We start from the raw sequence: 20,085 nt of genomic DNA on the forward strand, positions 1-20,085 counted from the left end.
GATGCTCAAAGAATTAAACTTCGTAATGAATTACGTGTTCACTCTTGAGACTTGGTATTCATTTTTCGTCTTGCGACGTTAAGAATCCGTATCTTCGAGTGCCCACACAGATTGTCTGATAAATTGTTAAAGAGCAGTGCCGCTTCGCTTTTTCTCAGCGGCGCGGGGTGTGCATAATACGCTTTCCCGCTACAGAGTCAAGCATTTATTTTTGCTTTCTCTGTCGGAATTCTCAGGAGAACCCCGCTGACCCGGCGGCGTGTTTGCCGTTGTTCCGTGTCAGTGGTGGCGCATTATAGGGAGTTATTCCGGCCTGACAAGAGGAAATTTAAAATAATTTTCTGACCGCGCATTTTTTATTCTTTATGCTTATTTCAGCGTCGGTTTGTTGGTTAACTGGGCGATTTCTCGGGCGAAATTCGCCACCTGCTCCCAATCGGTATAGACAACTTCTTTGCGCGTATCCGTTTCACCGCCTGACATCTTCATAATCAGCTTAATCATAAAACGGTCGTACCAGCGATAACGTGGGTAACGCAGCGCCCCGGCAATGACCGCGCAGCGATCGGGACGCCATTGTGAACTCATCAGAAACTTGCGCGCGTAGCTGTTGGTCTGTGGAGTACGCTTCTCCGGTTTGCGCGCCACCAGGTTTACGGAATAAAAGGCGCTCGGCATCGAATTCAGTCGCGTCGCATGTTTTTTGACAAATTCCTGGAACGCAGAGTGGTAGTGACCATAGCGAATAGAAGCACCAATGACCACACGGTCATAGTTTTCCCATTGTGGTTCTTCAATGCGGTGCACATTGGCGACATCCGTCTGGATCCCCAGTTCTTTCAGTTCCGAAGCCAGGTAGGAGGCAATCTCGCGCGTTTGTCCGTCCCTTGTTGAGAAAAGAATTAATGTTTTCACGTATTACTCCATCATTCACGCCAGAAAGTCGGGGTAAAGAGCACCAGCAATGTAAAGACCTCGAGACGACCAAACAGCATGTTGGCAATCAGGATCCATTTAGCCACCGGGTTCATACTGGTAAAGTTATCAGCAACCACGCCAAGCCCTGGCCCCAGGTTATTCAATGTCGCAACAACTGAGGCAAAGGCAGAAAAATCATCCACGCCCGTGGCGATAATCGCCAGCATACTGACAATAAACACCAATGCATAGGCGGAGAAAAATCCCCAAACGGCTTCGAGGATACGTTCCGGCAGTGCGCGATTCCCCAGCTTAATGCTATAGACGGCGTTCGGATGCACCAGTCGTTTCAGCTCACGGTTCCCCTGCTTAAACAGCAGCAGGATGCGGATCACTTTCAGGCCACCGCCCGTTGACCCGGCGCAACCGCCGATAAAAGCTGAACATAAAAGCAGTACCGGCAAAAAGAGCGGCCAGCGGGCAATGCTGTCAGTCGTAAACCCGGCGGTTGTCGCCATCGATACCACCTGGAAAAACGCCTGGTTAATTGTCATCAGCGCCGAACTGTAGACATTATGAAACCACAGTACGAGTGTACAAATAACCACCAGCGTAAACTGTACGCCGATAAACATGCGAAATTCCGGATCGCGCCAATAAACCTTCAGACTACGCCCACTTAACAGTGAAAAGTGCAGACCGTAGTTACAACCGGAGATCAGCAGGAAGATAGCAATGATAGTGTTAATAGTCGGACTGTCGAAATAACCGATACTGGCATCATGTGTCGAGAAGCCGCCAATAGCGATAGTCGCAAAGCTATGGCCGATGGCATCAAAGGCATCCATTCCGGCAAACCACAACGCCAGCGCACAGGCGACGGTCAGCAAGACATAAATCAACCACAGGGTTTTCGCCGTTTCCGCAATTCGCGGGCGCATTTTGTTATCTTTCAGCGGGCCGGGCATTTCTGCGCGATAGAGCTGCATCCCACCCACGCCGAGGATAGGCAGTATCGCAACCGCTAACACGATGATCCCCATCCCGCCAAACCATTGCAGCATCTGGCGATAAAAGAGGATGGCATGAGGGAGCGAATCCAGCCCCACCAGCGTAGTGGCCCCGGTGGTGGTCAGGCCAGAGAAAGATTCAAAAAACGCATCGGTAATCGTGAGGTTCGGGCTTTCCGAGAAGATAAAAGGGAGCGCACCGACACTACCCAGCACGGTCCAAAACAGCACCACTATCAGAAACCCCTCACGGGATTTCAGTTCGCCCTTCTCTTTGCGGTTCGGCCACCACAGCATAGAGCCAATGGCGAGGGCGACAAAAAAGGTCTGGGTAAAAGCGCGGCCCGCTCCATCCCGGTAGATGAGTGCTACCAGCCCAGGGATAATCATGGTCCCTGAAAATAAGATGACCAGTAGTCCAACGATTCGGGTAATGGCGCGAAAATGCATCTCTGCCGCTTCCTTAGTTCTGCAAAACGAAGTGGGGATTATTCTTCAATCGCTAACAATTGCAATGAACCACGGCTAAAATCCGCCAGCTTTGCGGAAAATTCAGCCACTTTCGCCGCCGGAAGCGCCACCCGCAGCAGAACGAATGCCTGATAATCACTGTTGATAATTTTGCCGTCACACTGCCCCAGCAACGCTTCAATGCCGGTTAACTGACTATATTCACATTGCAAAGTATATTCGGTTAATGGCGTCTTGCGTTGGGTCGTTAGCTGGCGCAGCGCCTGATTCACGCCGCCGCCATACGCTTTCACTAACCCACCGGTGCCAAGCAATATGCCGCCGTAGTAGCGCACTACCACAGCGGTAATTTCCCCGACGCCGCTGCCCATTAGCTGGGCGAGCATCGGTTTACCTGCCGTTCCCGCCGGCTCCCCGTCGTCAGAGAAACCCAGCTGTTGAGAATCATCCGGCGCACCCGCCACCCACGCCACGCAATGGTGGCGGGCATCGGGGTGTTCTGCCCGCACCGATTCAACAAACGCTTTCGCCGCCTCAACGCCATCGGTATGCGCCAACATCGTTATGAAGCGGCTCTTTTTGATCTCTTCAACGACCGTGACCGGTGCCGCAGGAATTAACCAGCTTTCCATCACGCCAGTTTCAGATCCCGGGTCATGTTTTCCACGTTATTTTCGTGGATCACCACGTTGTCTTCGATACGAATGCCGCTGAACGGTTTCAGTGCTTCAATTTTCTGCCAGTTGAAGTGCTTGCTGAACTGCCCTTCACGCCACGGTGCCAGTAGCGATTCGATGAAGTAGATACCCGGTTCGATGGTTAACACCATGCCCGGCTGGAGAATACGGGTGCAGCGCAGGTACGGATATTTTGCCGGTGCCGCGAGGTGTGTACCGCTATCATCCTGCATAAAACCGGCTACGTCATGCACCTGCAGGCCCAGCGGATGGCCGATACCGTGCGGCATAAACGGTCCGGTGAGATCGTTTTCGACCATCGCTTCTTCACTCATATCGGTGATGATTTGATGTTTACGCAGCAATTTGGCGATGCGCTGATGGAACTGGAGGTGGTAATCCACATAGCTGACGCCAGCTTTCATGGTGGCGATCAGCGCAAGTTGTTCATCATTTACGTCTTTCACCAGCTGTGCGTAGTCGTTGTCGCTTTTTGCCGACCAGGTACGAGTCAGGTCAGCCGCATAGCCGTTATATTCGGCCCCGGCATCCAGCAGGAAGCTGCGCATCTCTTCCGGTGCCTGATGATCCAGTTTGGTGTAATGCAGCACCGAAGCGTGTTCGTTAAGCGCCACAATGTTGCTGTAAGGTACGTCGGTATCACGATGACCGGTCGCGGTCAGATAGGCGATGTTGATATCGAACTCGCTCATGCCAGAACGGAACGCTTCTTCTGCCGCACGATGACCGTTGACCGCCATTTTCTGCGCTTCACGCATACAGGCCAGTTCGTACTCGGTTTTGAAGGAGCGGTAGTAATGCAGGTAGTCGATCACCCCTTTCGGGTTGATGTTGCTGGCCTCAATACCCAGTTGCAGCGCACGTTCCGGCACCGGACCGATATAACCGATATTGCCGCGCGCAGCGGGCAGCAGGCTACCAATGCCATCGGCTTTCGGCAGTGCGATCACTTCCACATCTTCAGTCCAGAAGGAGGTCGGCAGCGGTTCGACGTTGTGCCAGTAATCAACCGGCAGATAGAACCACAGTTTCGGCTTGTTCACGCCATCCACCAGCAACCAGCAGTTTGGCACCTGAGTTACCGGCACCCACGCTTTGAATTGCGGGTTCACTTTAAACGGATAGGGATGATCGTCGAGAAAAACGTTGAACAGCTCGCCGGAGTGAATAAGTAATGCATCCAGCTTGAAGCGCGCCAGCGCATCGCGAGTCCGTTCTTGTAAGGTAGCTATATGATTTTTATAGAGCGAGGCCAGTGATTCCATTTTTTACCCTTCTGTTTTTTTGACCTTAAGTCTCCGCATCTTAGCACATCGTTCATCCAGAGCGTGATTTCTGCCGAGCGTGATCAGATCGGCATTTTTTTAATCTTTTATTTGCATATTTTTAACATAAAATACACACTTCGATGCATCTGGTACGACCAGATCACCTTGCGGATTCAGGAGACTGACATGCTTTACAAAGGCGACACCCTGTACCTTGACTGGCTGGAAGATGGCATTGCCGAACTGGTATTTGATGCCCCAGGTTCAGTTAATAAACTCGACACTGCGACCGTCGCCAGCCTCGGCGAGGCCATCGGCGTGCTGGAACAGCAATCAGATCTAAAAGGGCTGCTGCTGCGTTCGAACAAAGCAGCCTTTATCGTCGGTGCTGATATCACCGAATTTTTGTCCCTGTTCCTCGTTCCTGAAGAACAGTTAAGTCAGTGGCTGCACTTTGCCAATAGCGTGTTTAATCGCCTGGAAGATCTGCCGGTGCCGACCATTGCTGCCGTCAACGGCTATGCGCTGGGTGGTGGCTGCGAATGCGTGCTGGCGACCGATTATCGTCTGGCGACGCCGGATCTGCGCATCGGTCTGCCGGAAACCAAACTGGGCATCATGCCGGGCTTTGGCGGTTCTGTACGTATGCCACGTATGCTGGGCGCTGACAGTGCGCTGGAAATCATTGCCGCCGGTAAAGATGTCGGCGCGGATCAGGCGCTGAAAATCGGTCTGGTGGATGGCGTAGTCAAAGCAGAAAAACTGGTTGAAGGCGCAAAGGCGGTTTTACGCCAGGCCATTAACGGCGACCTCGACTGGAAAGCAAAACGTCAGCCGAAGCTGGAACCACTAAAACTGAGCAAGATTGAAGCCACCATGAGCTTCACCATCGTTAAAGGGATGGTCGCACAAACGGCGGGGAAACATTATCCGGCGCCCATCACCGCAGTAAAAACCATTGAAGCTGCGGCCCGTTTTGGTCGTGAAGAAGCATTAAATCTGGAAAACAAAAGCTTTGTCCCGCTGGCGCACACCAACGAAGCCCGCGCACTGGTCGGCATTTTCCTTAACGATCAATATGTAAAAGGCAAAGCGAAGAAACTCACCAAAGACGTTGAAACACCGAAACAGGCCGCTGTACTGGGCGCAGGCATCATGGGTGGCGGCATTGCTTACCAGTCTGCGTGGAAAGGCGTACCGGTTGTCATGAAAGATATCAACGACAAGTCGTTAACCCTCGGCATGACCGAAGCCGCGAAACTGCTGAACAAGCAGCTTGAACGCGGCAAGATCGATGGTCTGAAACTGGCTGGCGTGATCTCCACGATCCACCCAACGCTCGACTACGCCGGGTTTGACCGCGTGGATGTTGTGGTAGAAGCGGTTGTCGAAAACCCGAAAGTGAAAAAAGCCGTACTGGCAGAAACCGAACAAAAAGTACGCCCGGATACCGTGCTGGCGTCTAACACTTCAACCATTCCTATCAGCGAACTGGCCAACGCGCTGGAACGCCCGGAAAACTTCTGCGGAATGCACTTTTTTAACCCGGTACACCGGATGCCGTTGGTAGAAATTATTCGCGGCGAGAAAAGCTCCGACGAAACCATCGCGAAAGTTGTCGCCTGGGCGAGCAAGATGGGCAAGACGCCGATTGTGGTTAACGACTGCCCCGGCTTCTTTGTTAACCGCGTGCTGTTCCCGTATTTCGCCGGTTTCAGCCAGCTGCTGCGCGACGGCGCGGATTTCCGCAAGATCGACAAAGTGATGGAAAAACAGTTTGGCTGGCCTATGGGTCCGGCATATCTGCTGGATGTCGTGGGCATTGATACCGCGCATCACGCTCAGGCTGTCATGGCAGCAGGCTTCCCGCAGCGGATGCAGAAAGATTACCGCGATGCCATCGACGCGCTGTTTGATGCCAACCGCTTTGGTCAGAAGAACGGCCTCGGTTTCTGGCGTTATAAAGAAGACAGCAAAGGTAAGCCGAAGAAAGAAGAAGACGCCGCCGTTGAAGACCTGCTGGCAGAAGTGAGCCAGCCGAAGCGCGATTTCAGCGAAGAAGAGATTATCGCCCGCATGATGATCCCGATGGTCAACGAAGTGGTCCGCTGTCTGGAAGAGGGCATTATCGCCACTCCGGCGGAAGCGGATATGGCGCTGGTCTACGGCCTGGGCTTCCCTCCGTTCCACGGCGGCGCGTTCCGCTGGCTGGACACCCTCGGTAGCGCAAAATACCTCGATATGGCACAGCAATATCAGCACCTCGGCCCGCTGTATGAAGTGCCGGAAGGTCTGCGTAATAAAGCGCGTCATAACGAACCGTACTATCCTCCGGTTGAGCCAGCCCGTCCGGTTGGCGACCTGAAAACGGCTTAAGGAGTCACAATGGAACAGGTTGTCATTGTCGATGCAATTCGCACCCCGATGGGCCGTTCGAAGGGCGGTGCTTTTCGTAACGTGCGTGCAGAAGATCTCTCCGCTCATTTAATGCGTAGCCTGCTGGCGCGTATGCACGGTATCAGCCGTGAAATGCAGGATGCCTTTGCCGCGCGGTCACACGCCCGCACCTGGGCCGCCACGCAGTCGGGCGCATTTAAAAATGAAATCATCCCGACCGGTGGTCACGATGCCGACGGCGTCCTGAAGCAGTTTAATTACGACGAGGTGATTCGACCGGAAACCACCGTGGAAGCCCTCGCCACGCTGCGTCCGGCGTTTGATCCAGTAAACGGTACGGTAACGGCGGGCACATCTTCTGCACTTTCCGATGGCGCAGCTGCCATGCTGGTGATGAGTGAAAGCCGCGCCCATGAATTAGGTCTTAAGCCGCGCGCTCGTGTGCGTTCGATGGCGGTCGTTGGTTGTGACCCATCGATTATGGGTTACGGCCCGGTTCCGGCCTCGAAGCTGGCGCTGAAAAAAGCGGGGCTTTCTGCCAGCGATATCGGCGTGTTTGAGATGAACGAAGCCTTTGCCGCGCAGATCCTGCCGTGCATTAAAGATCTCGGGCTAATGGAGCAGATTGACGAGAAGATCAACCTCAATGGTGGTGCGATCGCGCTGGGTCATCCGCTGGGCTGTTCCGGTGCGCGTATCAGCACCACGCTGCTGAATCTGATGGAACGCAAAGACGTTCAGTTTGGTCTGGCGACGATGTGTATCGGTCTGGGTCAGGGTATTGCGACGGTGTTTGAGCGGGTTTAACCACTTGCCGGATGCGGCGTGAACGTCTTATCCGGTCTACCGATCCTGCACCAATGTAGGCCTGATAAGACGCGCCAGCGTCGCATCAGGCATCGTGCACCGATTGCCGGATGCGACATAGATCTAAATGCCACTGAATAAAGTTTTAGTTGCCGTTCTTCCCGCCTGTCAGGGGCGGTTTTTTTTATATCTCAGATAAATGCAAACGCATCGCCAAACAGACGATCTTCCCGCGCATTACGCTCACTGCAAAACAGGTCACGAGCAATTTTCGCCATCTCAAAACGTCCGGCAATATAGATATCATGCTCTGCCAGCGTACCATGATCCTGCAAGACCGCCGTTAACACGGTGCCAGTACGCCCACGCCAGCCCGCTTCCGGTTGTTCAACCACCGGCACCACACGCAGGCCAGGATGCTTCAGCGAAAGCGCCTCAAGCTCGGAGAGATCATAAAGATGTTGCTCCTCACGCCCACCCCAGTAAATGGTGATATCGCGATTGGGATTACGCGCCAACGCCGTCAATAAAATCGAGCGCGCATAGGAGAACCCGGTGCCGCCCGCAATCAAAATCATCGGACGCTCTTCATCATCGCGCAGCCACGCTTCTCCGTAGGGAATATCGACCACGATTTGATAATCTTTGAGGATGCGGTCCATGACTGCTTTCGCGTAAAGGTTGATTTCAGAAGCGCCAATATGCAGCTCTATAAACCCTTTTTCATCCGGCGTCGAAGCCATTGAAAACGGACGTTTGTCGCGCTCATCCATCACTACCATCAAATACTGACCAGCACGAAAAGAAAAGGCCGCGTCTGGCACGATGCGGACACGATATACGGTATCCGTGATAGCTTCTACCGAGGTCACTTTACAGCTTAAGGTTGTCATGCGCTTTCTCTGTCGGATCGATAAATAGGGCAAAACAAACGCGCATCAGGCGCTTTTACCGTTGTTAAAAATAGCCAGTTCATCCCAGATGGCGTCAATATGCGCGACAACATCTGGATCTTTTTTGATGGGACGTCCCCATTCACGCTGGGTTTCCCCCGGCCATTTATTCGTGGCATCCAGCCCCATTTTTGAACCCAGCCCGGAGACAGGCGAGGCAAAATCCAGATAATCAATAGGCGTATTTTCTACCAGAACAGTATCCCGCGCCGGGTCCATACGGGTGGTAATCGCCCAAATCACATCGTTCCAGTCGCGTGCGTTGACGTCATCATCGCAAACGATCACAAATTTAGTGTACATAAACTGGCGTAAGAACGACCAGACGCCCATCATGACGCGCTTCGCGTGTCCGGCGTACTGTTTTTTGATCGTCACTACCGCCAGACGATAAGAACAGCCTTCCGGCGGCAGGTAAAAATCGACAATTTCCGGGAACTGTTTTTGCAGAATCGGTACAAACACTTCGTTCAACGCCACGCCCAGTACCGCGGGCTCATCTGGCGGACGCCCGGTATAGGTGGAATGGTAAATCGCATCTTCACGCTGGGTAATATGCGTCACGGTAAATACCGGGAAACTATCGACTTCGTTATAGTAACCGGTGTGGTCGCCATACGGCCCTTCCGGCGCAGTTTCGCCTTGTTCGATATACCCTTCCAGCACAATCTCCGCACTGGCGGGCACTTCAAGGTCATTGGAGATACACTTCACCACTTCGGTCTTGGTACCGCGCAGCAATCCGGCAAACGCATACTCTGAAAGTGTATCCGGAACGGGGGTGACTGCACCGAGAATCGTGGCGGGATCGGCACCCAGCGCCACAGAAACCGGGAAACGTTCGCCCGGATGCGCCGCACACCACTCCTGATAATCCAGCGCGCCGCCGCGATGCGACAGCCAGCGCATAATCAGTTTGTTTTTACCAATCAGCTGCTGGCGATAAATGCCCAGATTCTGCCGCTCTTTATGCGGGCCGCGCGTCACTGTCAGCCCCCAGGTAATCAGCGGTGCGGCATCTTCCGGCCAGCAGGTCATAATGGGAATGCGATTGAGATCGACGTCATCGCCAGAGACGATTTTTTGTTGGCAGGGCACACCACGCAGCCGCTTTGTCGGCATGTTCAATACTTGCTTAAACTGCGGCAGTTTATCAAACAGGTCGCGGAAACCTTTTGGCGGCTCCGGCTCTTTCAGAAACGCCAATAATTTACCAACTTCACGCAGCGCCGAAACATCTTCCTGTCCCATGCCCATCGCCACGCGCTTTGGCGTACCGAACAGGTTGCACAGCACCGGCATTGAGTAGCCTTTAGGGTTTTCGAACAACAGCGCAGGCCCACCGGCACGCAAAGTGCGGTCAGCAATTTCAGTGATTTCCAGATGCGGATCCACCGGGAGCGTGATACGTTTTAGCTCACCCTGCTGTTCAAGCAGCGTCAAGAAGTCGCGTAAATCGTTATATTTCATGGCGTCCATTGTAGCCTCTTAATCTACGCCCATTATACGGCGTTCATCTTTGCGATGCTGTAAATTTGTTAAATTAGCGTGAACTCTGACGGTATAACGCAAACCGGGGAATATAATTAACTTAGCGTAAAGCTTTTGCTATCCTTGCGCCCCGATTAAACGGATAAGAGTCATTATGCAATCCTGGTATTTACTGTACTGCAAGCGCGGGCAACTTCAACGTGCCCAGGAACACCTCGAAAGACAGGCTGTGAATTGCCTGGCACCGATGATCACCCTGGAAAAAATCGTGCGTGGAAAACGTACTGCAGTCAGTGAGCCATTGTTTCCCAACTACCTGTTTGTCGAATTTGATCCAGAAGTGATTCATACCACGACTATCAACGCGACCCGCGGTGTCAGCCACTTCGTGCGCTTTGGCGCGTCGCCAGCGATAGTCCCATCGGCGGTGATTCATCAGCTATCGGTATATAAACCGAAAGACATTGTCGATCCGGCAACCCCTTATCCGGGTGATAAGGTGATTATTACCGAAGGCGCGTTCGAAGGCTTTCAGGCCATTTTCACCGAACCCGATGGTGAGGCTCGCTCCATGCTATTGCTTAATCTTATTAATAAAGAGATTAAGCACAGTGTGAAGAATACCGAGTTCCGCAAACTCTAAAACGCAATCCCAAACAGTGTTTTGACATTGGCATCCGTGGTGGCAGCCAGCCATGCGGCATCTTCTCCACGCCAGTGCGCAATACGTTGCAAAATATGGTGCAGATGGGCTGGCTCGTTGCGCCGGGATGATGGCTTTGGCGTGAAATCGCGCGGGAGCAGATACGGCGCATCAGTTTCGATCAGCAATTTCTCCGCCGGAATCAACGGCAACAATTCCCGCAGCTCCAGCCCGCGTCGTTCATCGCAAACCCAACCGGTAATGCCGATATAAATTCCACGCGCCACGCACGCCTGCATCTCTTCGCGTGTGCCGGTAAAGCAATGAAGAACCGCACCAGGCAGTTTATCCAGCCACGGCTCCAGCAATGTCATAAACCGCTCGTGGGCATCGCGACAGTGCATAAATACCGGCATGTTTAATTCTGCGGCAATGCGTAGCTGAGCAACAAAAGCGCGTTCCTGCTCTTCCGGCGTCGAAAAGTTGCGGTTAAAGTCGAGACCACATTCACCAATCGCCACCACTTCTGGCTGCGCGGCCAGCTCAATAATCGCTTCTTCAGTCGCAGCTTGCCACTGGCTGCTGTCGTGAGGATGTACGCCCGCCGTTGACCAACAGGACGAATACTGACGCGCCAGCTTTTGCGCCTGCTGGCTTTCACGCAGGTTAGTGCCGGTGATGAGTAGCCCATTAACTCCCGCGTCAAAAGCGCGCGCTACAACATCATCACGGTCTTTCGCAAATTGCGAACTGGTCAAATTAACGCCGATATCAAACATCCTGTACTCCATATGACAACCGCCCTGACGGGCGTTGAATTTATTCTTCAGTTTTTTCGCTTTCTGCTTCAGCGTCGTTTTCCTCTTCCCGATTTCGCCCTTTACCAACGTAAAAGCGTGAGAAGAAGACACCGATTTCAAACAGACAGTACATCGGGATCGCCAATAGCGTTTGCGAGAAGACATCCGGCGGCGTCAGCAACATCCCGACAACGAATGCACCAACCAGCACATACGGGCGTTTTTTGCGTAAGTCTTCTGGCGAGGTAATCCCCATCCAGCACAGCAGCACAATTGCCACCGGCACTTCAAAGGAGACACCAAACGCCATAAACAGCGCCATAACGAAGCTTAAATAGCTGGCGATGTCGGTGGATACCTGCACCCCTTCCGGCGCGGTATTGGCAAGGAAGCCAAATGCCAGCGGAAAGACCACAAAGTAGGCGAATGCCATGCCGATATAAAACAGCAGAGAGCTGGAAACCAGCAGCGGCACCACCAGGCGACGTTCATGCTTATACAGCGCTGGGGCGATAAATGCCCACACCTGATAGAGAATCACCGGCGCTGACAGAATCAGCGACACCATAAAGGTCAGCTTGATCGGCGTAAAGAACGGCGAGGCCACGTCGGTGGCGATCATCGTTGAACCTTGCGGCAACTGCTTGATCAATGGCGCGGATACCAGGTGATAGATGTCATTGGCGAAATAGACCAGACACAGGAATATCACGATCACCGCGATAATGCAGTTCAGCAGACGCTTACGCAGCTCAATTAGATGCGTGATAAGCGGTTGAGTATCTTCTACAGACATGTTTACGGTTTATCACTCGACGAAGGGGAAGGTGCAGCGGTTTTCGGTTCAGCGTCCGCAGCAGGTTTTACCACCGGCTCTGGCGTGGTTTCTGGCTTCTGTTCCGGCGAACTGGCCTGCGTTTGTGCAGCGGCAGGCGTTACGCCCTCATGCGCAGCTTCATTATCTTTCACCACCGGGTTATGGATGGTGTGCGCTTCATCGCTCGCCTTTTCTGGATCGTTTGCAACGTAGGAACGCTTCATCGACTCCGCGGCCTGGCGTAGTTCATCCATCGACGCTTTCAGTTCGGGCGTCAGGTTAGTGAGGCTCGCCTTTTCAACCTTTTTCAGACTGTCCTGAAACTCCTGGAGTTTTAACTCCTGGATCAGTTCGTTCTGCACCGTTGTCGCCAGTGAACGCAACGCGCGAATCCAGCCCGCTACCGTTTTTACCGCCACAGGCAGTCGTTGCGGCCCCAGAACGACGAGGCCGATGATGAACACCAATAGCAGTTCGCTAAAACCGATATCAAACACGGATTACACCTGCTCTTTATCGTGGCGCTTCGCGTCTTCTGTTTTAGCCTGTTCCTGATTCGTATCCGCCTGCTTATCGGCGATAGTTTTCGCAGTAAAATCAGAATCCTGACTGGTTTTATCCTGCTTTGGTTCATCATCGCTCATTGCTTTTTTAAAGCCTTTGATCGACGCACCAAGATCGGAACCGATGGAGCCGAGCTTTTTGGTGCCAAAAAGCAGTACAACGATGACGGCAATAATCAATAACTGCCAAATACTGATACCACCCATACATGTTCCTCTGTGGTAGATGATGATTAAACAAAGCCGCATTATACGTTACACGGCCCGCCTTGAGCGATGAAAAAATCAGCGTGTTTTGCGCCAACCGACAAACCAGGCGATCAGACCACCTGCCATTAACCAGCCGGGCATCAGCCCCCACTCAGGTCGGCTGACCAACAAGAATGTGCCACTTAATACTAACGTAGCGCCAATTCCGAGAAAATAACGCGATTGTCCCTGACGTACATGATTTGACTGAAGCTCGCGGGCAATCTTATCAACACTGTGCTGTAAATACTTGCCCTGGCGCAAACTGTCGTAAACCAATTCAGGCAGTTCTGGCATTTTTTCGACCCAGAACGGCGCTTTTTCTTTAAATGCTCTCACCAGCGCAGGAATACCGACCTGATCTTTAATCCACGACTCCAGGAAAGGCTTCGCTGTTTTCCATAAATCGAGCTGCGGATAAAGCTGGCGTCCTACCCCTTCGACATAGAGCAGGGTTTTCTGGAGTAACACCAGTTGCGGCTGCACTTCCATATTGAAGCGACGCGCCGTATTAAACAGATTTAACAGTACATGTCCAAACGAAATTTCGGCCAGCGGTTTCTCAAAGATAGGTTCACAGACCGTACGAATGGCAAATTCGAACTCTTCAACGTTGGTATCTGGTGGCACCCAGCCTGAATCGACGTGTAGCTCTGCCACTTTGCGATAGTCGCGATTAAAGAAGGCGATAAAGTTTTCTGCCAGATAGCGTTTATCTTCTTTGTTTAGCGAGCCAACAATCCCGCAATCAATGCCGATATATTTCGGGTTTTCCGGGTGTTCATAGCTTACGAAGATGTTGCCAGGGTGCATATCGGCATGGAAAAAGCTGTCGCGAAAGACCTGAGTGAAGAACACCTGCACGCCGCGTTCCGCCAGCAATTTCATGTTAGTGCCGTTTTTCTCCAGCGCCGCAACATCAGACACCGGAATGCCGTAAATGCGCTCCATCACCATCATCCCTTCACTACAATAGTCAGGGTAAACTTCCGGGATGTAGAGCATCGGGCTGTCTTCAAAATTGCGCCGAAGCTGAATGGCGTTGGCAGATTCCCGCAGCAAATTCAGTTCATCAATCAAGGTCTTTTCGTACTCGCGCACCACTTCGGTTGGGCGCAGACGGCGACCATCCGGCAGCAAACGCGGCACCCAGCGAGCCAGACGGTAGATAAGTTTCAGATCCGCTTTAATGACCGGCAAAATATCCGGGCGGATGACTTTAATCACCACCTCTTTACCATTCGATTTCAATCGCGCGGTATGAACCTGGGCGATAGAAGCAGAAGCCAGCGGCTTGATTTCAAAATCGTCAAACCACGCTTCTACCGGCAAGCCGCCCATTGCAGCTTCAATCTGCTGCTTCGCCAGCTTGCCATCAAACGGAGCAACTTTGTCCTGCAATAACGCCAGCTGATCGGCAATATGCGGTGGAAAAAGATCGCGGCGGGTTGATAACATTTGCCCGAACTTGATCCAAACCGGCCCCAGTTCTTGCAGGGCCAGTCGTAGTCGCTCACCTAAAAGTTTGTCTTTATGCCGATTTGGCATCCAGAATAATGAGTATCGCCATAGCCGTAGCGGCAGGGTGATACGCATTTTGGGGATCAGTTCATCAAGTCCGTAGCTTAAAAAAGTGCGAATGATGAAATATAGGCGCCGTACTTCACCTGGCGTCATTTAGCCTCCAGTTTTTCCAGCCGTTTGGTCAGGGCATCAACAGCACGCTCGACGGCAGCCGTCTCTTCCGCAAACCAGGCCACTTCAAGCGGACCGGGTGCCATACGCCACTCTTCAGTAATGGCTTCCGCCACATAACGTTGCTGGCGCTTAATGCCGTGATGCAGGAACTTTGCGCCTCCGCGCATGGCTTTGCTGATTCCTTCAGCGGCGATATCACCGGTATAAGGGGCCAGCAGTTCCGCAGGGTCGAACTCTGCCAGATCTGCCAGCGCAACGAAGTTTTGCACCACCTGAATATCGCCCTGCACTTCCAGCTCACCACTGCGAATCAGTGCGGTAAGCTGCTGGCGATCGCGAAGTTTCGGCAACACACTGGCGTAGGCGATAACGGTGCAGTCAGCATCGCCTGCCCATTCGCCCAGTACATCAACCTGGCGTTCGCTGAACACCAGAATCAATGACGTCGAAAAGCCTTTTACCTCCACGCGCAATACTTTACCCAGCAGACGCGAGCGGGCTGTTTTCAGCGCGGGTGAGCGATACAGGAAGGTGTTGAGCAGACTTTCAATTCCTGCCGTCACTAAAGGTTTAAAAGGCATTTCCGGTCTCCTGTCAGAACTTATAACCACGATGCAGCGCCACAACCCCTGCCGTCAGATTGTAGTAGTCGACACTTTCGAATCCGGCATCCTGCATCATGGCTTTCAGGGTATCCTGATCGGGATGCATACGGATGGATTCTGCCAGATAACGGTAGCTGTCGGCGTCGTTCGCGACCAGTGAGCCAATACGCGGCAGCACATGGAAGGAGTATGCATCATAGGCTTTGCTCAGCGGCTCGATAATTGGCTTCGAGAACTCAAGCACCAGCAGGCGGCCGCCGGGTTTCAGCACGCGATACATTGAACGCAGTGCTTTATCTTTGTCGGTGACGTTACGCAGACCAAACGAAATGGTGATGCAATCAAAGGTGTTATCCGGGAACGGCAGCGCCTCAGCGTTCGCCTGAACATACTCAACGTTGCCAATCACACCGATATTACGCAGCTTCTCGCGTCCCATTTTGAGCATGGATTCATTGATATCAGCAAGGACCACTTTGCCAGTTTCTCCGACCAGGCGGGAGAATTTCGCTGTCAGGTCGCCGGTGCCACCAGCCAGATCCAGCACGGTCTGCCCACGGCGTACGCCGCTGCAATCAATCGTGAATCGCTTCCACAAACGATGAATACCAAATGACATCAAATCATTCATGACATCGTATTTTGATGCCACGGAATGGAAAACGTGGGCGACCATATCCGCTTTTTGTTCCTTCGCGACGGTCTGAAAACCAAAGTGCGTCGTTTCTTGTGACTTATCCACCATCTCAATGCCTGCTCATCAAAAAATTGTTCCAGAAGTGTAACAGATTGGGCGTCGATGCCCTAGATTTCTACCCGGCTTAACTACCCCTAATGGGCTAGCGCGACTGCTGATTATATTCATCATCGCGTTGATAAGCTTCATCATTCGGCTGCTCCGGAACCGACCGAAGTCGATACTCTTCATCCTGGCTCACCGCCTGTTCAGCCAAATCCGGATTAATCTCGCGTTTAATTTCTACTCCTAAACCGCGAAACGCTTCTGCCTGCGCCAGCACATTTCCGCGACCTGAAGAGAGTTTTTTCATTGCCTGGCGGTAGTTATCCTGCGCTTTGTCGAGACTTTGACCAATCGCGGACATGTCATCGATGAACAAACGCATCTTGTCGTACAGCTTGCTGGCACGATCGGCGATTTGCTGGGCGTTGCGGCTTTGATGCTCATAACGCCACAGGTTGGCAATAGTACGCAACGCCACCAGCAGCGTAGTCGGGCTAACCAGCATGATATTGTTTTTCAACGCTTCGGTGATCAGCTCCGGCTGGCGGTCAAGCGCCAGTAAAAAAGCGGGTTCAACGGGAATAAACATCAGCACGTAATCCAGAGTTCGCAGCCCCGGCAGCTGTTGATAATCTTTGCGTCCCAGCAAACGGATATGGTTACGCACCGACGCGATATGTTCCTGTAGCGCGCTTTCGCGGGTGTAGTCGTCTTCGGCGTTAAAATAGCGTTCATAGGCGACCAGCGTCATTTTGGCGTCGATCACCACATCTTTTCCCTGCGGCAGCCGCACGATGACATCCGGCTGCATCCGCGAGCGGGCGTCATTTTCGATGCTGACCTGGGTTTCATATTCATACCCTTCACGCAGACCGGAAGCCTCCAGCACCCGCGTCAATACTACCTCGCCCCAGTTGCCCTGGGTTTTATTGTCGCCTTTCAGCGCGCGCGTCAGGTTGATCGCTTCCTGGGCCATTTGCGCGTTGAGTTGCTGGAGATTGCGAATTTCGTGGGTCAGGGTATGGCGTTCTTGTGCTTCTTTACCGAAGCTGTCCTGAACCTGACGGCGGAAACCGTCCAGTTGTTCACGTAGCGGCGACAACAGGCTGTTCAGACTCTGACGGTTTTGCTCATCAACCCGGCGATTGCTGTGCTCAAAAATACGGTTGGCGAGGTTTTCAAACTGCTCACTGAGGCGCTGCTCGCTGTTAATCATCTGGCGAATTTTATCGTCAGCATGTTGCTGTGCGGCTTCCATCCGCGTGGTTACTTCACGCAGATCGGCCTCCAGAGAGGTGTTAATACTTTGCAGGCTGCGCACTTCGTTATTGAGTAACTCGCACTCTGCACGCCAGTGCTCGCTTTGGGTAATTTGTTGTTTTGCCGCGCTTAACTCCGCGACCATCTCTTCACGTTCAGCTAATTGCTCGGCTTTTTGCTGCGCATGTTGATAACTGGCAAACAGCCAGCCAATTGCCACACCCACCAACGCAATAACTGCGTAAACCATGATTGAGAAATCCACAACGCCTCCTGACGCAACAACTTACCCGCACAAAATAGAATTGTGCTGTACAAGCGTCCAGTTGGAAAGGCATTTCCTGCGAGGCGCTACGCAAAAATACAAAAGGCCGAACGCGTCGGCCTTCAGACAGGAGAAGAGAATTACAGTAGACGACGCGCCGCTTCCACCACGATTTTCACCGCTTGGCTTTCAGTTTGTTTCATCGTCTCAGCATTCGGGATCTCTTGCTGGGTGCGGTTAACGATAACACCCGCTACCATACCGGCACGCAGGCCCTGACTTGCACACATGGTCAGCAGGGTTGCAGATTCCATTTCATAGTTCATTACGCCCATCGCCTGCCACTCTTCCATAGAACCTTTAAAGTGACGAACTACGCGACCAGAGTAAGTATCGTAACGTTCCTGGCCTGGGTAGAAGGTATCAGAAGAAGCTGTCACGCCAACGTGAGTTGTCGCGCCAATGGATTTCGCAGCTTCAACCAGCGCAGTCGTACATTCGAAATCAGCGACAGCCGGGAATTCCAGCGGTGCGAAGTGCAGGCTCGCGCCATCCAGACGGACAGACGCCGTGGTAACCAGGACATCACCCACATTAATATGCGGCTGAATAGCGCCCGTTGTACCGATACGCAGGAAGGTGCGAATGCCCAGCTGTGCCAGCTCTTCAACAGCAATAGAGGTAGACGGGCCGCCGATACCGGTAGAGCAGACGATAACAGGTTTACCATCCAGCTCTGCACGCCAGGTGGTGAATTCGCGGTGAGATGCCAGCTTAACCGGCTTATCCATCAGCGCGGCGATCTTTTCCACACGATCCGGGTCGCCAGGGACGATGGCAAGCGTAGCCCCTTGTAAATCGTTTTTAGTGAGGCCGAGATGAAAAACATCAGACTTGGACATATACAACTCCTCTGTGAATCGGTTTAGTCAGAAGAAGCAAAAAGACACTTTACCGAAGGGTTTAACATTTTTTCGTGATACTCATCACCATGACGCAAATGCGTTGCATAAATTTACCCACCAAAAGTGATGCAAATCACATAAATCACTCTTCATTCTGCAGGGCTGCATAAAAGATGAGCCGATTCAGGCAATGTGATTTGTTGCATGCTGACTATAGTTAACATTGCGCAACATTTTTATAAGGGTACGGAGAATACCATGGCAACAACACAACAATCTGGATTTGCACCTGCTGCATCGCCTCTCGCTTCGACCATCGTTCAGACCCCGGACGACGCGATTGTGGCGGGCTTCACCTCTATCCCTTCACAAGGGGATAACATGCCTGCTTACCATGCCAGACCAAAGCAAAGCGATGGCCCACTGCCAGTGGTCATTGTAGTGCAGGAAATTTTTGGCGTGCATGAACATATCCGCGACATTTGTCGCCGTCTGGCGCTGGAGGGGTATCTGGCTATCGCACCTGAACTTTACTTCCGCGAAGGCGATCCGAATGATTTTGCCGATATCCCCACGTTGCTTAGCGGTCTGGTAGCAAAAGTGCCTGACTCGCAGGTGCTGGCCGATCTCGATCATGTCGCCAGTTGGGCTTCCCGCAACGGCGGCGATGTTCATCGTTTAATGATCACCGGATTCTGCTGGGGTGGACGTATCACCTGGCTGTATGCCGCGCATAATCCACAGCTAAAAGCCGCAGTGGCGTGGTACGGCAAACTGACGGGCGACAAGTCGCTGAATTCACCGAAACAACCTGTTGATATCGCAACCGATCTTAACGCGCCGGTTCTCGGCTTATATGGTGGTCAGGATAACAGCATTCCGCAGGAGAGCGTTGAAACCATGCGCCAGGCGCTGCGGGCTGCTAATGCGAAAGCAGAGATTATCGTGTACCCGGACGCCGGGCATGCATTCAACGCTGATTATCGCCCGAGCTATCATGCCGAATCTGCGAAAGATGGCTGGCAGCGTATGCTGGAATGGTTTAAGCAGTATGGTGGGAAGCGGAGTTAGTTTCCTCTTAGTCTATATTTGAGATGGTGAGTGAACGAGTGCGTTTTGCTGCCATCTCTGTCCCCCAAAAAATAATCAGTATGAATTGATTGGAGATTACGGTAATGACTCCAACTTATTGATAGTGTTTTATGTTCAGATAATGCCCGATGACTTTGTCATGCAGCTCCACCGATTTTGAGAACGACAGCGACTTCCGTCCCAGCCGTGCCAGGTGCTGCCTCAGATTCAGGTTATGCCGCTCAATTCGCTGCGTATATCGCTTGCTGATTACGTGCAGCTTTCCCTTCAGGCGGGATTCATACAGTGGCCAGCCATCCGTCATCCATATCACCACGTCAAAGGGTGACAGCAAGCTCATAAGACGCCCCAGCGTCGCCATAGTGCGTTCACCGAATACGTGCGCAACAACCGTCTTCCGGAGCCTGTCATACGCGTAAAACAGCCAGCGCTG

19 protein-coding genes and 1 pseudogene are annotated in these 20,085 nt (G+C 52.5%); 4 read left to right on the forward strand and 16 right to left on the reverse strand.

Annotated elements, in window-relative coordinates; genetic code table 11:
* Positions 1–369: 369 nt before the first annotated feature.
* Genes hemG through pepQ form a run of 4 tightly spaced genes read right to left on the reverse strand, consistent with a single transcriptional unit; the run spans position 370 to position 4,362 of the window.
* Positions 370–915 carry a menaquinone-dependent protoporphyrinogen IX dehydrogenase gene (gene hemG, locus BGK49_RS20685; RefSeq protein ID WP_000853974.1) on the reverse strand — a complete coding sequence of 182 codons (546 nt, stop codon included), beginning with the start codon at positions 913–915 and terminating at the stop codon, positions 370–372.
* Positions 916–926: 11 nt separating this feature from the next.
* Positions 927–2,378 carry a Trk system potassium transporter TrkH gene (trkH, locus tag BGK49_RS20690; RefSeq protein ID WP_000545677.1) on the reverse strand — a complete coding sequence of 484 codons (1,452 nt, stop codon included), beginning with the start codon at positions 2,376–2,378 and terminating at the stop codon, positions 927–929.
* A gap of 38 nt (positions 2,379–2,416) precedes the next feature.
* Positions 2,417–3,031 (reverse strand): IMPACT family protein, encoded by a 615-nt coding sequence (locus BGK49_RS20695; RefSeq protein ID WP_001296979.1) that lies wholly within the window; start codon positions 3,029–3,031, stop codon positions 2,417–2,419.
* Positions 3,031–4,362, reverse strand: a complete 1,332-nt coding sequence (gene pepQ / locus BGK49_RS20700; RefSeq protein WP_000444570.1) for a Xaa-Pro dipeptidase — start codon at positions 4,360–4,362, stop codon at positions 3,031–3,033. The genes BGK49_RS20695 and pepQ overlap by 1 nt, the downstream gene beginning before the upstream one ends.
* 189 nt (positions 4,363–4,551) lie before the next feature.
* Here pepQ and fadB point away from each other — a divergent pair, with 189 nt between their 5' ends.
* A complete protein-coding gene (gene fadB, locus BGK49_RS20705; RefSeq protein ID WP_000965957.1) occupies positions 4,552–6,741 on the forward strand; it encodes a fatty acid oxidation complex subunit alpha FadB in 2,190 nt (729 codons plus the stop codon).
* Between the two features lie 9 nt (positions 6,742–6,750).
* Complete coding sequence (locus tag BGK49_RS20710) at positions 6,751–7,569, forward strand: acetyl-CoA C-acyltransferase (protein ID WP_000438717.1); 819 nt, start codon at positions 6,751–6,753, stop codon at positions 7,567–7,569.
* Positions 7,570–7,760: 191 nt separating this feature from the next.
* On the opposite strand, the gene fre is transcribed toward BGK49_RS20710, so the two are convergent.
* Both fre and ubiD read right to left on the reverse strand, forming a co-directional pair.
* Complete coding sequence (gene fre, locus BGK49_RS20715) at positions 7,761–8,462, reverse strand: NAD(P)H-flavin reductase (RefSeq protein ID WP_005009165.1); 702 nt, start codon at positions 8,460–8,462, stop codon at positions 7,761–7,763.
* A gap of 45 nt (positions 8,463–8,507) precedes the next feature.
* Complete coding sequence (gene ubiD, locus BGK49_RS20720) at positions 8,508–10,001, reverse strand: 4-hydroxy-3-polyprenylbenzoate decarboxylase (RefSeq protein WP_000339817.1); 1,494 nt, start codon at positions 9,999–10,001, stop codon at positions 8,508–8,510.
* Positions 10,002–10,167: 166 nt separating this feature from the next.
* Here ubiD and rfaH point away from each other — a divergent pair, with 166 nt between their 5' ends.
* Positions 10,168–10,656, forward strand: coding sequence for a transcription/translation regulatory transformer protein RfaH (gene rfaH / locus BGK49_RS20725; protein WP_001192396.1), 489 nt, complete (start codon positions 10,168–10,170; stop codon positions 10,654–10,656).
* On the opposite strand, the gene tatD is transcribed toward rfaH, so the two are convergent.
* From tatD to udp, 9 genes are all read right to left on the reverse strand, one after another.
* Positions 10,653–11,435, reverse strand: coding sequence for a 3'-5' ssDNA/RNA exonuclease TatD (tatD, locus tag BGK49_RS20730; RefSeq protein ID WP_005025416.1), 783 nt, complete (start codon positions 11,433–11,435; stop codon positions 10,653–10,655). The genes rfaH and tatD overlap by 4 nt on opposite strands.
* A gap of 40 nt (positions 11,436–11,475) precedes the next feature.
* Positions 11,476–12,252, reverse strand: a complete 777-nt coding sequence (tatC, locus tag BGK49_RS20735; RefSeq protein ID WP_000109943.1) for a Sec-independent protein translocase subunit TatC — start codon at positions 12,250–12,252, stop codon at positions 11,476–11,478.
* Between the two features lie 2 nt (positions 12,253–12,254).
* Positions 12,255–12,770: a Sec-independent protein translocase protein TatB gene (gene tatB / locus BGK49_RS20740; protein WP_000459584.1), complete on the reverse strand. Its 516-nt coding sequence runs from the start codon at positions 12,768–12,770 to the stop codon at positions 12,255–12,257.
* Positions 12,771–12,773: 3 nt separating this feature from the next.
* A complete protein-coding gene (gene tatA, locus BGK49_RS20745) occupies positions 12,774–13,043 on the reverse strand; it encodes a Sec-independent protein translocase subunit TatA (RefSeq protein WP_005025412.1) in 270 nt (89 codons plus the stop codon).
* Between the two features lie 78 nt (positions 13,044–13,121).
* On the reverse strand, positions 13,122–14,762 hold the full coding sequence (ubiB, locus tag BGK49_RS20750) for a ubiquinone biosynthesis regulatory protein kinase UbiB (protein ID WP_000187530.1): 1,641 nt from the start codon (positions 14,760–14,762) through the stop codon (positions 13,122–13,124).
* Positions 14,759–15,364 carry a ubiquinone biosynthesis protein UbiJ gene (ubiJ, locus tag BGK49_RS20755; protein ID WP_001295259.1) on the reverse strand — a complete coding sequence of 202 codons (606 nt, stop codon included), beginning with the start codon at positions 15,362–15,364 and terminating at the stop codon, positions 14,759–14,761. Before ubiJ ends, ubiB begins: the two co-directional genes overlap by 4 nt.
* A 13-nt stretch (positions 15,365–15,377) precedes the next feature.
* Positions 15,378–16,133: a bifunctional demethylmenaquinone methyltransferase/2-methoxy-6-polyprenyl-1,4-benzoquinol methylase UbiE gene (ubiE, locus tag BGK49_RS20760; protein WP_000227958.1), complete on the reverse strand. Its 756-nt coding sequence runs from the start codon at positions 16,131–16,133 to the stop codon at positions 15,378–15,380.
* A 94-nt stretch (positions 16,134–16,227) separates the two neighbouring features.
* Entirely contained in the window at positions 16,228–17,655 is a 1,428-nt protein-coding gene (gene rmuC, locus BGK49_RS20765; protein ID WP_000347714.1) for a DNA recombination protein RmuC, read from the reverse strand.
* A 140-nt stretch (positions 17,656–17,795) separates the two neighbouring features.
* Positions 17,796–18,557, reverse strand: a complete 762-nt coding sequence (udp, locus tag BGK49_RS20770; protein WP_000045180.1) for a uridine phosphorylase — start codon at positions 18,555–18,557, stop codon at positions 17,796–17,798.
* Between the two features lie 261 nt (positions 18,558–18,818).
* Here udp and BGK49_RS20775 point away from each other — a divergent pair, with 261 nt between their 5' ends.
* Positions 18,819–19,631 (forward strand): dienelactone hydrolase family protein, encoded by an 813-nt coding sequence (locus tag BGK49_RS20775; protein WP_001343535.1) that lies wholly within the window; start codon positions 18,819–18,821, stop codon positions 19,629–19,631.
* 115 nt (positions 19,632–19,746) lie between these two features.
* On the opposite strand, the pseudogene BGK49_RS20780 reads toward BGK49_RS20775, so the two are convergent.
* Positions 19,747–20,085 (reverse strand): annotated as a pseudogene (locus BGK49_RS20780) (IS1-like element IS1B family transposase); the annotation flags it as partial.

This window comes from Shigella sp. FC1544 (genome assembly GCF_001722145.1).
Taxonomy (GTDB): Bacteria; Pseudomonadota; Gammaproteobacteria; order Enterobacterales; family Enterobacteriaceae; genus Escherichia; species Escherichia coli.

What these genes read in the sequence shown, in the direction of transcription:
- trkH (WP_000545677.1), bottom strand. Translation starts at nt 2,378, where the DNA reads ATGCATTTTCGCGCCATTACCCGAATCGTTGGACTACTGGTCATCTTA.
- BGK49_RS20695 (WP_001296979.1), bottom strand. Translation starts at nt 3,031, where the DNA reads ATGGAAAGCTGGTTAATTCCTGCGGCACCGGTCACGGTCGTTGAAGAG.
- pepQ (WP_000444570.1), bottom strand. Translation starts at nt 4,362, where the DNA reads ATGGAATCACTGGCCTCGCTCTATAAAAATCATATAGCTACCTTACAA.
- fadB (WP_000965957.1), top strand. Translation starts at nt 4,552, where the DNA reads ATGCTTTACAAAGGCGACACCCTGTACCTTGACTGGCTGGAAGATGGC.
- BGK49_RS20710 (WP_000438717.1), top strand. Translation starts at nt 6,751, where the DNA reads ATGGAACAGGTTGTCATTGTCGATGCAATTCGCACCCCGATGGGCCGT.
- fre (WP_005009165.1), bottom strand. Translation starts at nt 8,462, where the DNA reads ATGACAACCTTAAGCTGTAAAGTGACCTCGGTAGAAGCTATCACGGAT.
- ubiD (WP_000339817.1), bottom strand. Translation starts at nt 10,001, where the DNA reads ATGGACGCCATGAAATATAACGATTTACGCGACTTCTTGACGCTGCTT.
- rfaH (WP_001192396.1), top strand. Translation starts at nt 10,168, where the DNA reads ATGCAATCCTGGTATTTACTGTACTGCAAGCGCGGGCAACTTCAACGT.
- tatD (WP_005025416.1), bottom strand. Translation starts at nt 11,435, where the DNA reads ATGTTTGATATCGGCGTTAATTTGACCAGTTCGCAATTTGCGAAAGAC.
- tatC (WP_000109943.1), bottom strand. Translation starts at nt 12,252, where the DNA reads ATGTCTGTAGAAGATACTCAACCGCTTATCACGCATCTAATTGAGCTG.
- tatA (WP_005025412.1), bottom strand. Translation starts at nt 13,043, where the DNA reads ATGGGTGGTATCAGTATTTGGCAGTTATTGATTATTGCCGTCATCGTT.
- ubiB (WP_000187530.1), bottom strand. Translation starts at nt 14,762, where the DNA reads ATGACGCCAGGTGAAGTACGGCGCCTATATTTCATCATTCGCACTTTT.
- ubiJ (WP_001295259.1), bottom strand. Translation starts at nt 15,364, where the DNA reads ATGCCTTTTAAACCTTTAGTGACGGCAGGAATTGAAAGTCTGCTCAAC.
- ubiE (WP_000227958.1), bottom strand. Translation starts at nt 16,133, where the DNA reads ATGGTGGATAAGTCACAAGAAACGACGCACTTTGGTTTTCAGACCGTC.
- udp (WP_000045180.1), bottom strand. Translation starts at nt 18,557, where the DNA reads ATGTCCAAGTCTGATGTTTTTCATCTCGGCCTCACTAAAAACGATTTA.
- BGK49_RS20775 (WP_001343535.1), top strand. Translation starts at nt 18,819, where the DNA reads ATGGCAACAACACAACAATCTGGATTTGCACCTGCTGCATCGCCTCTC.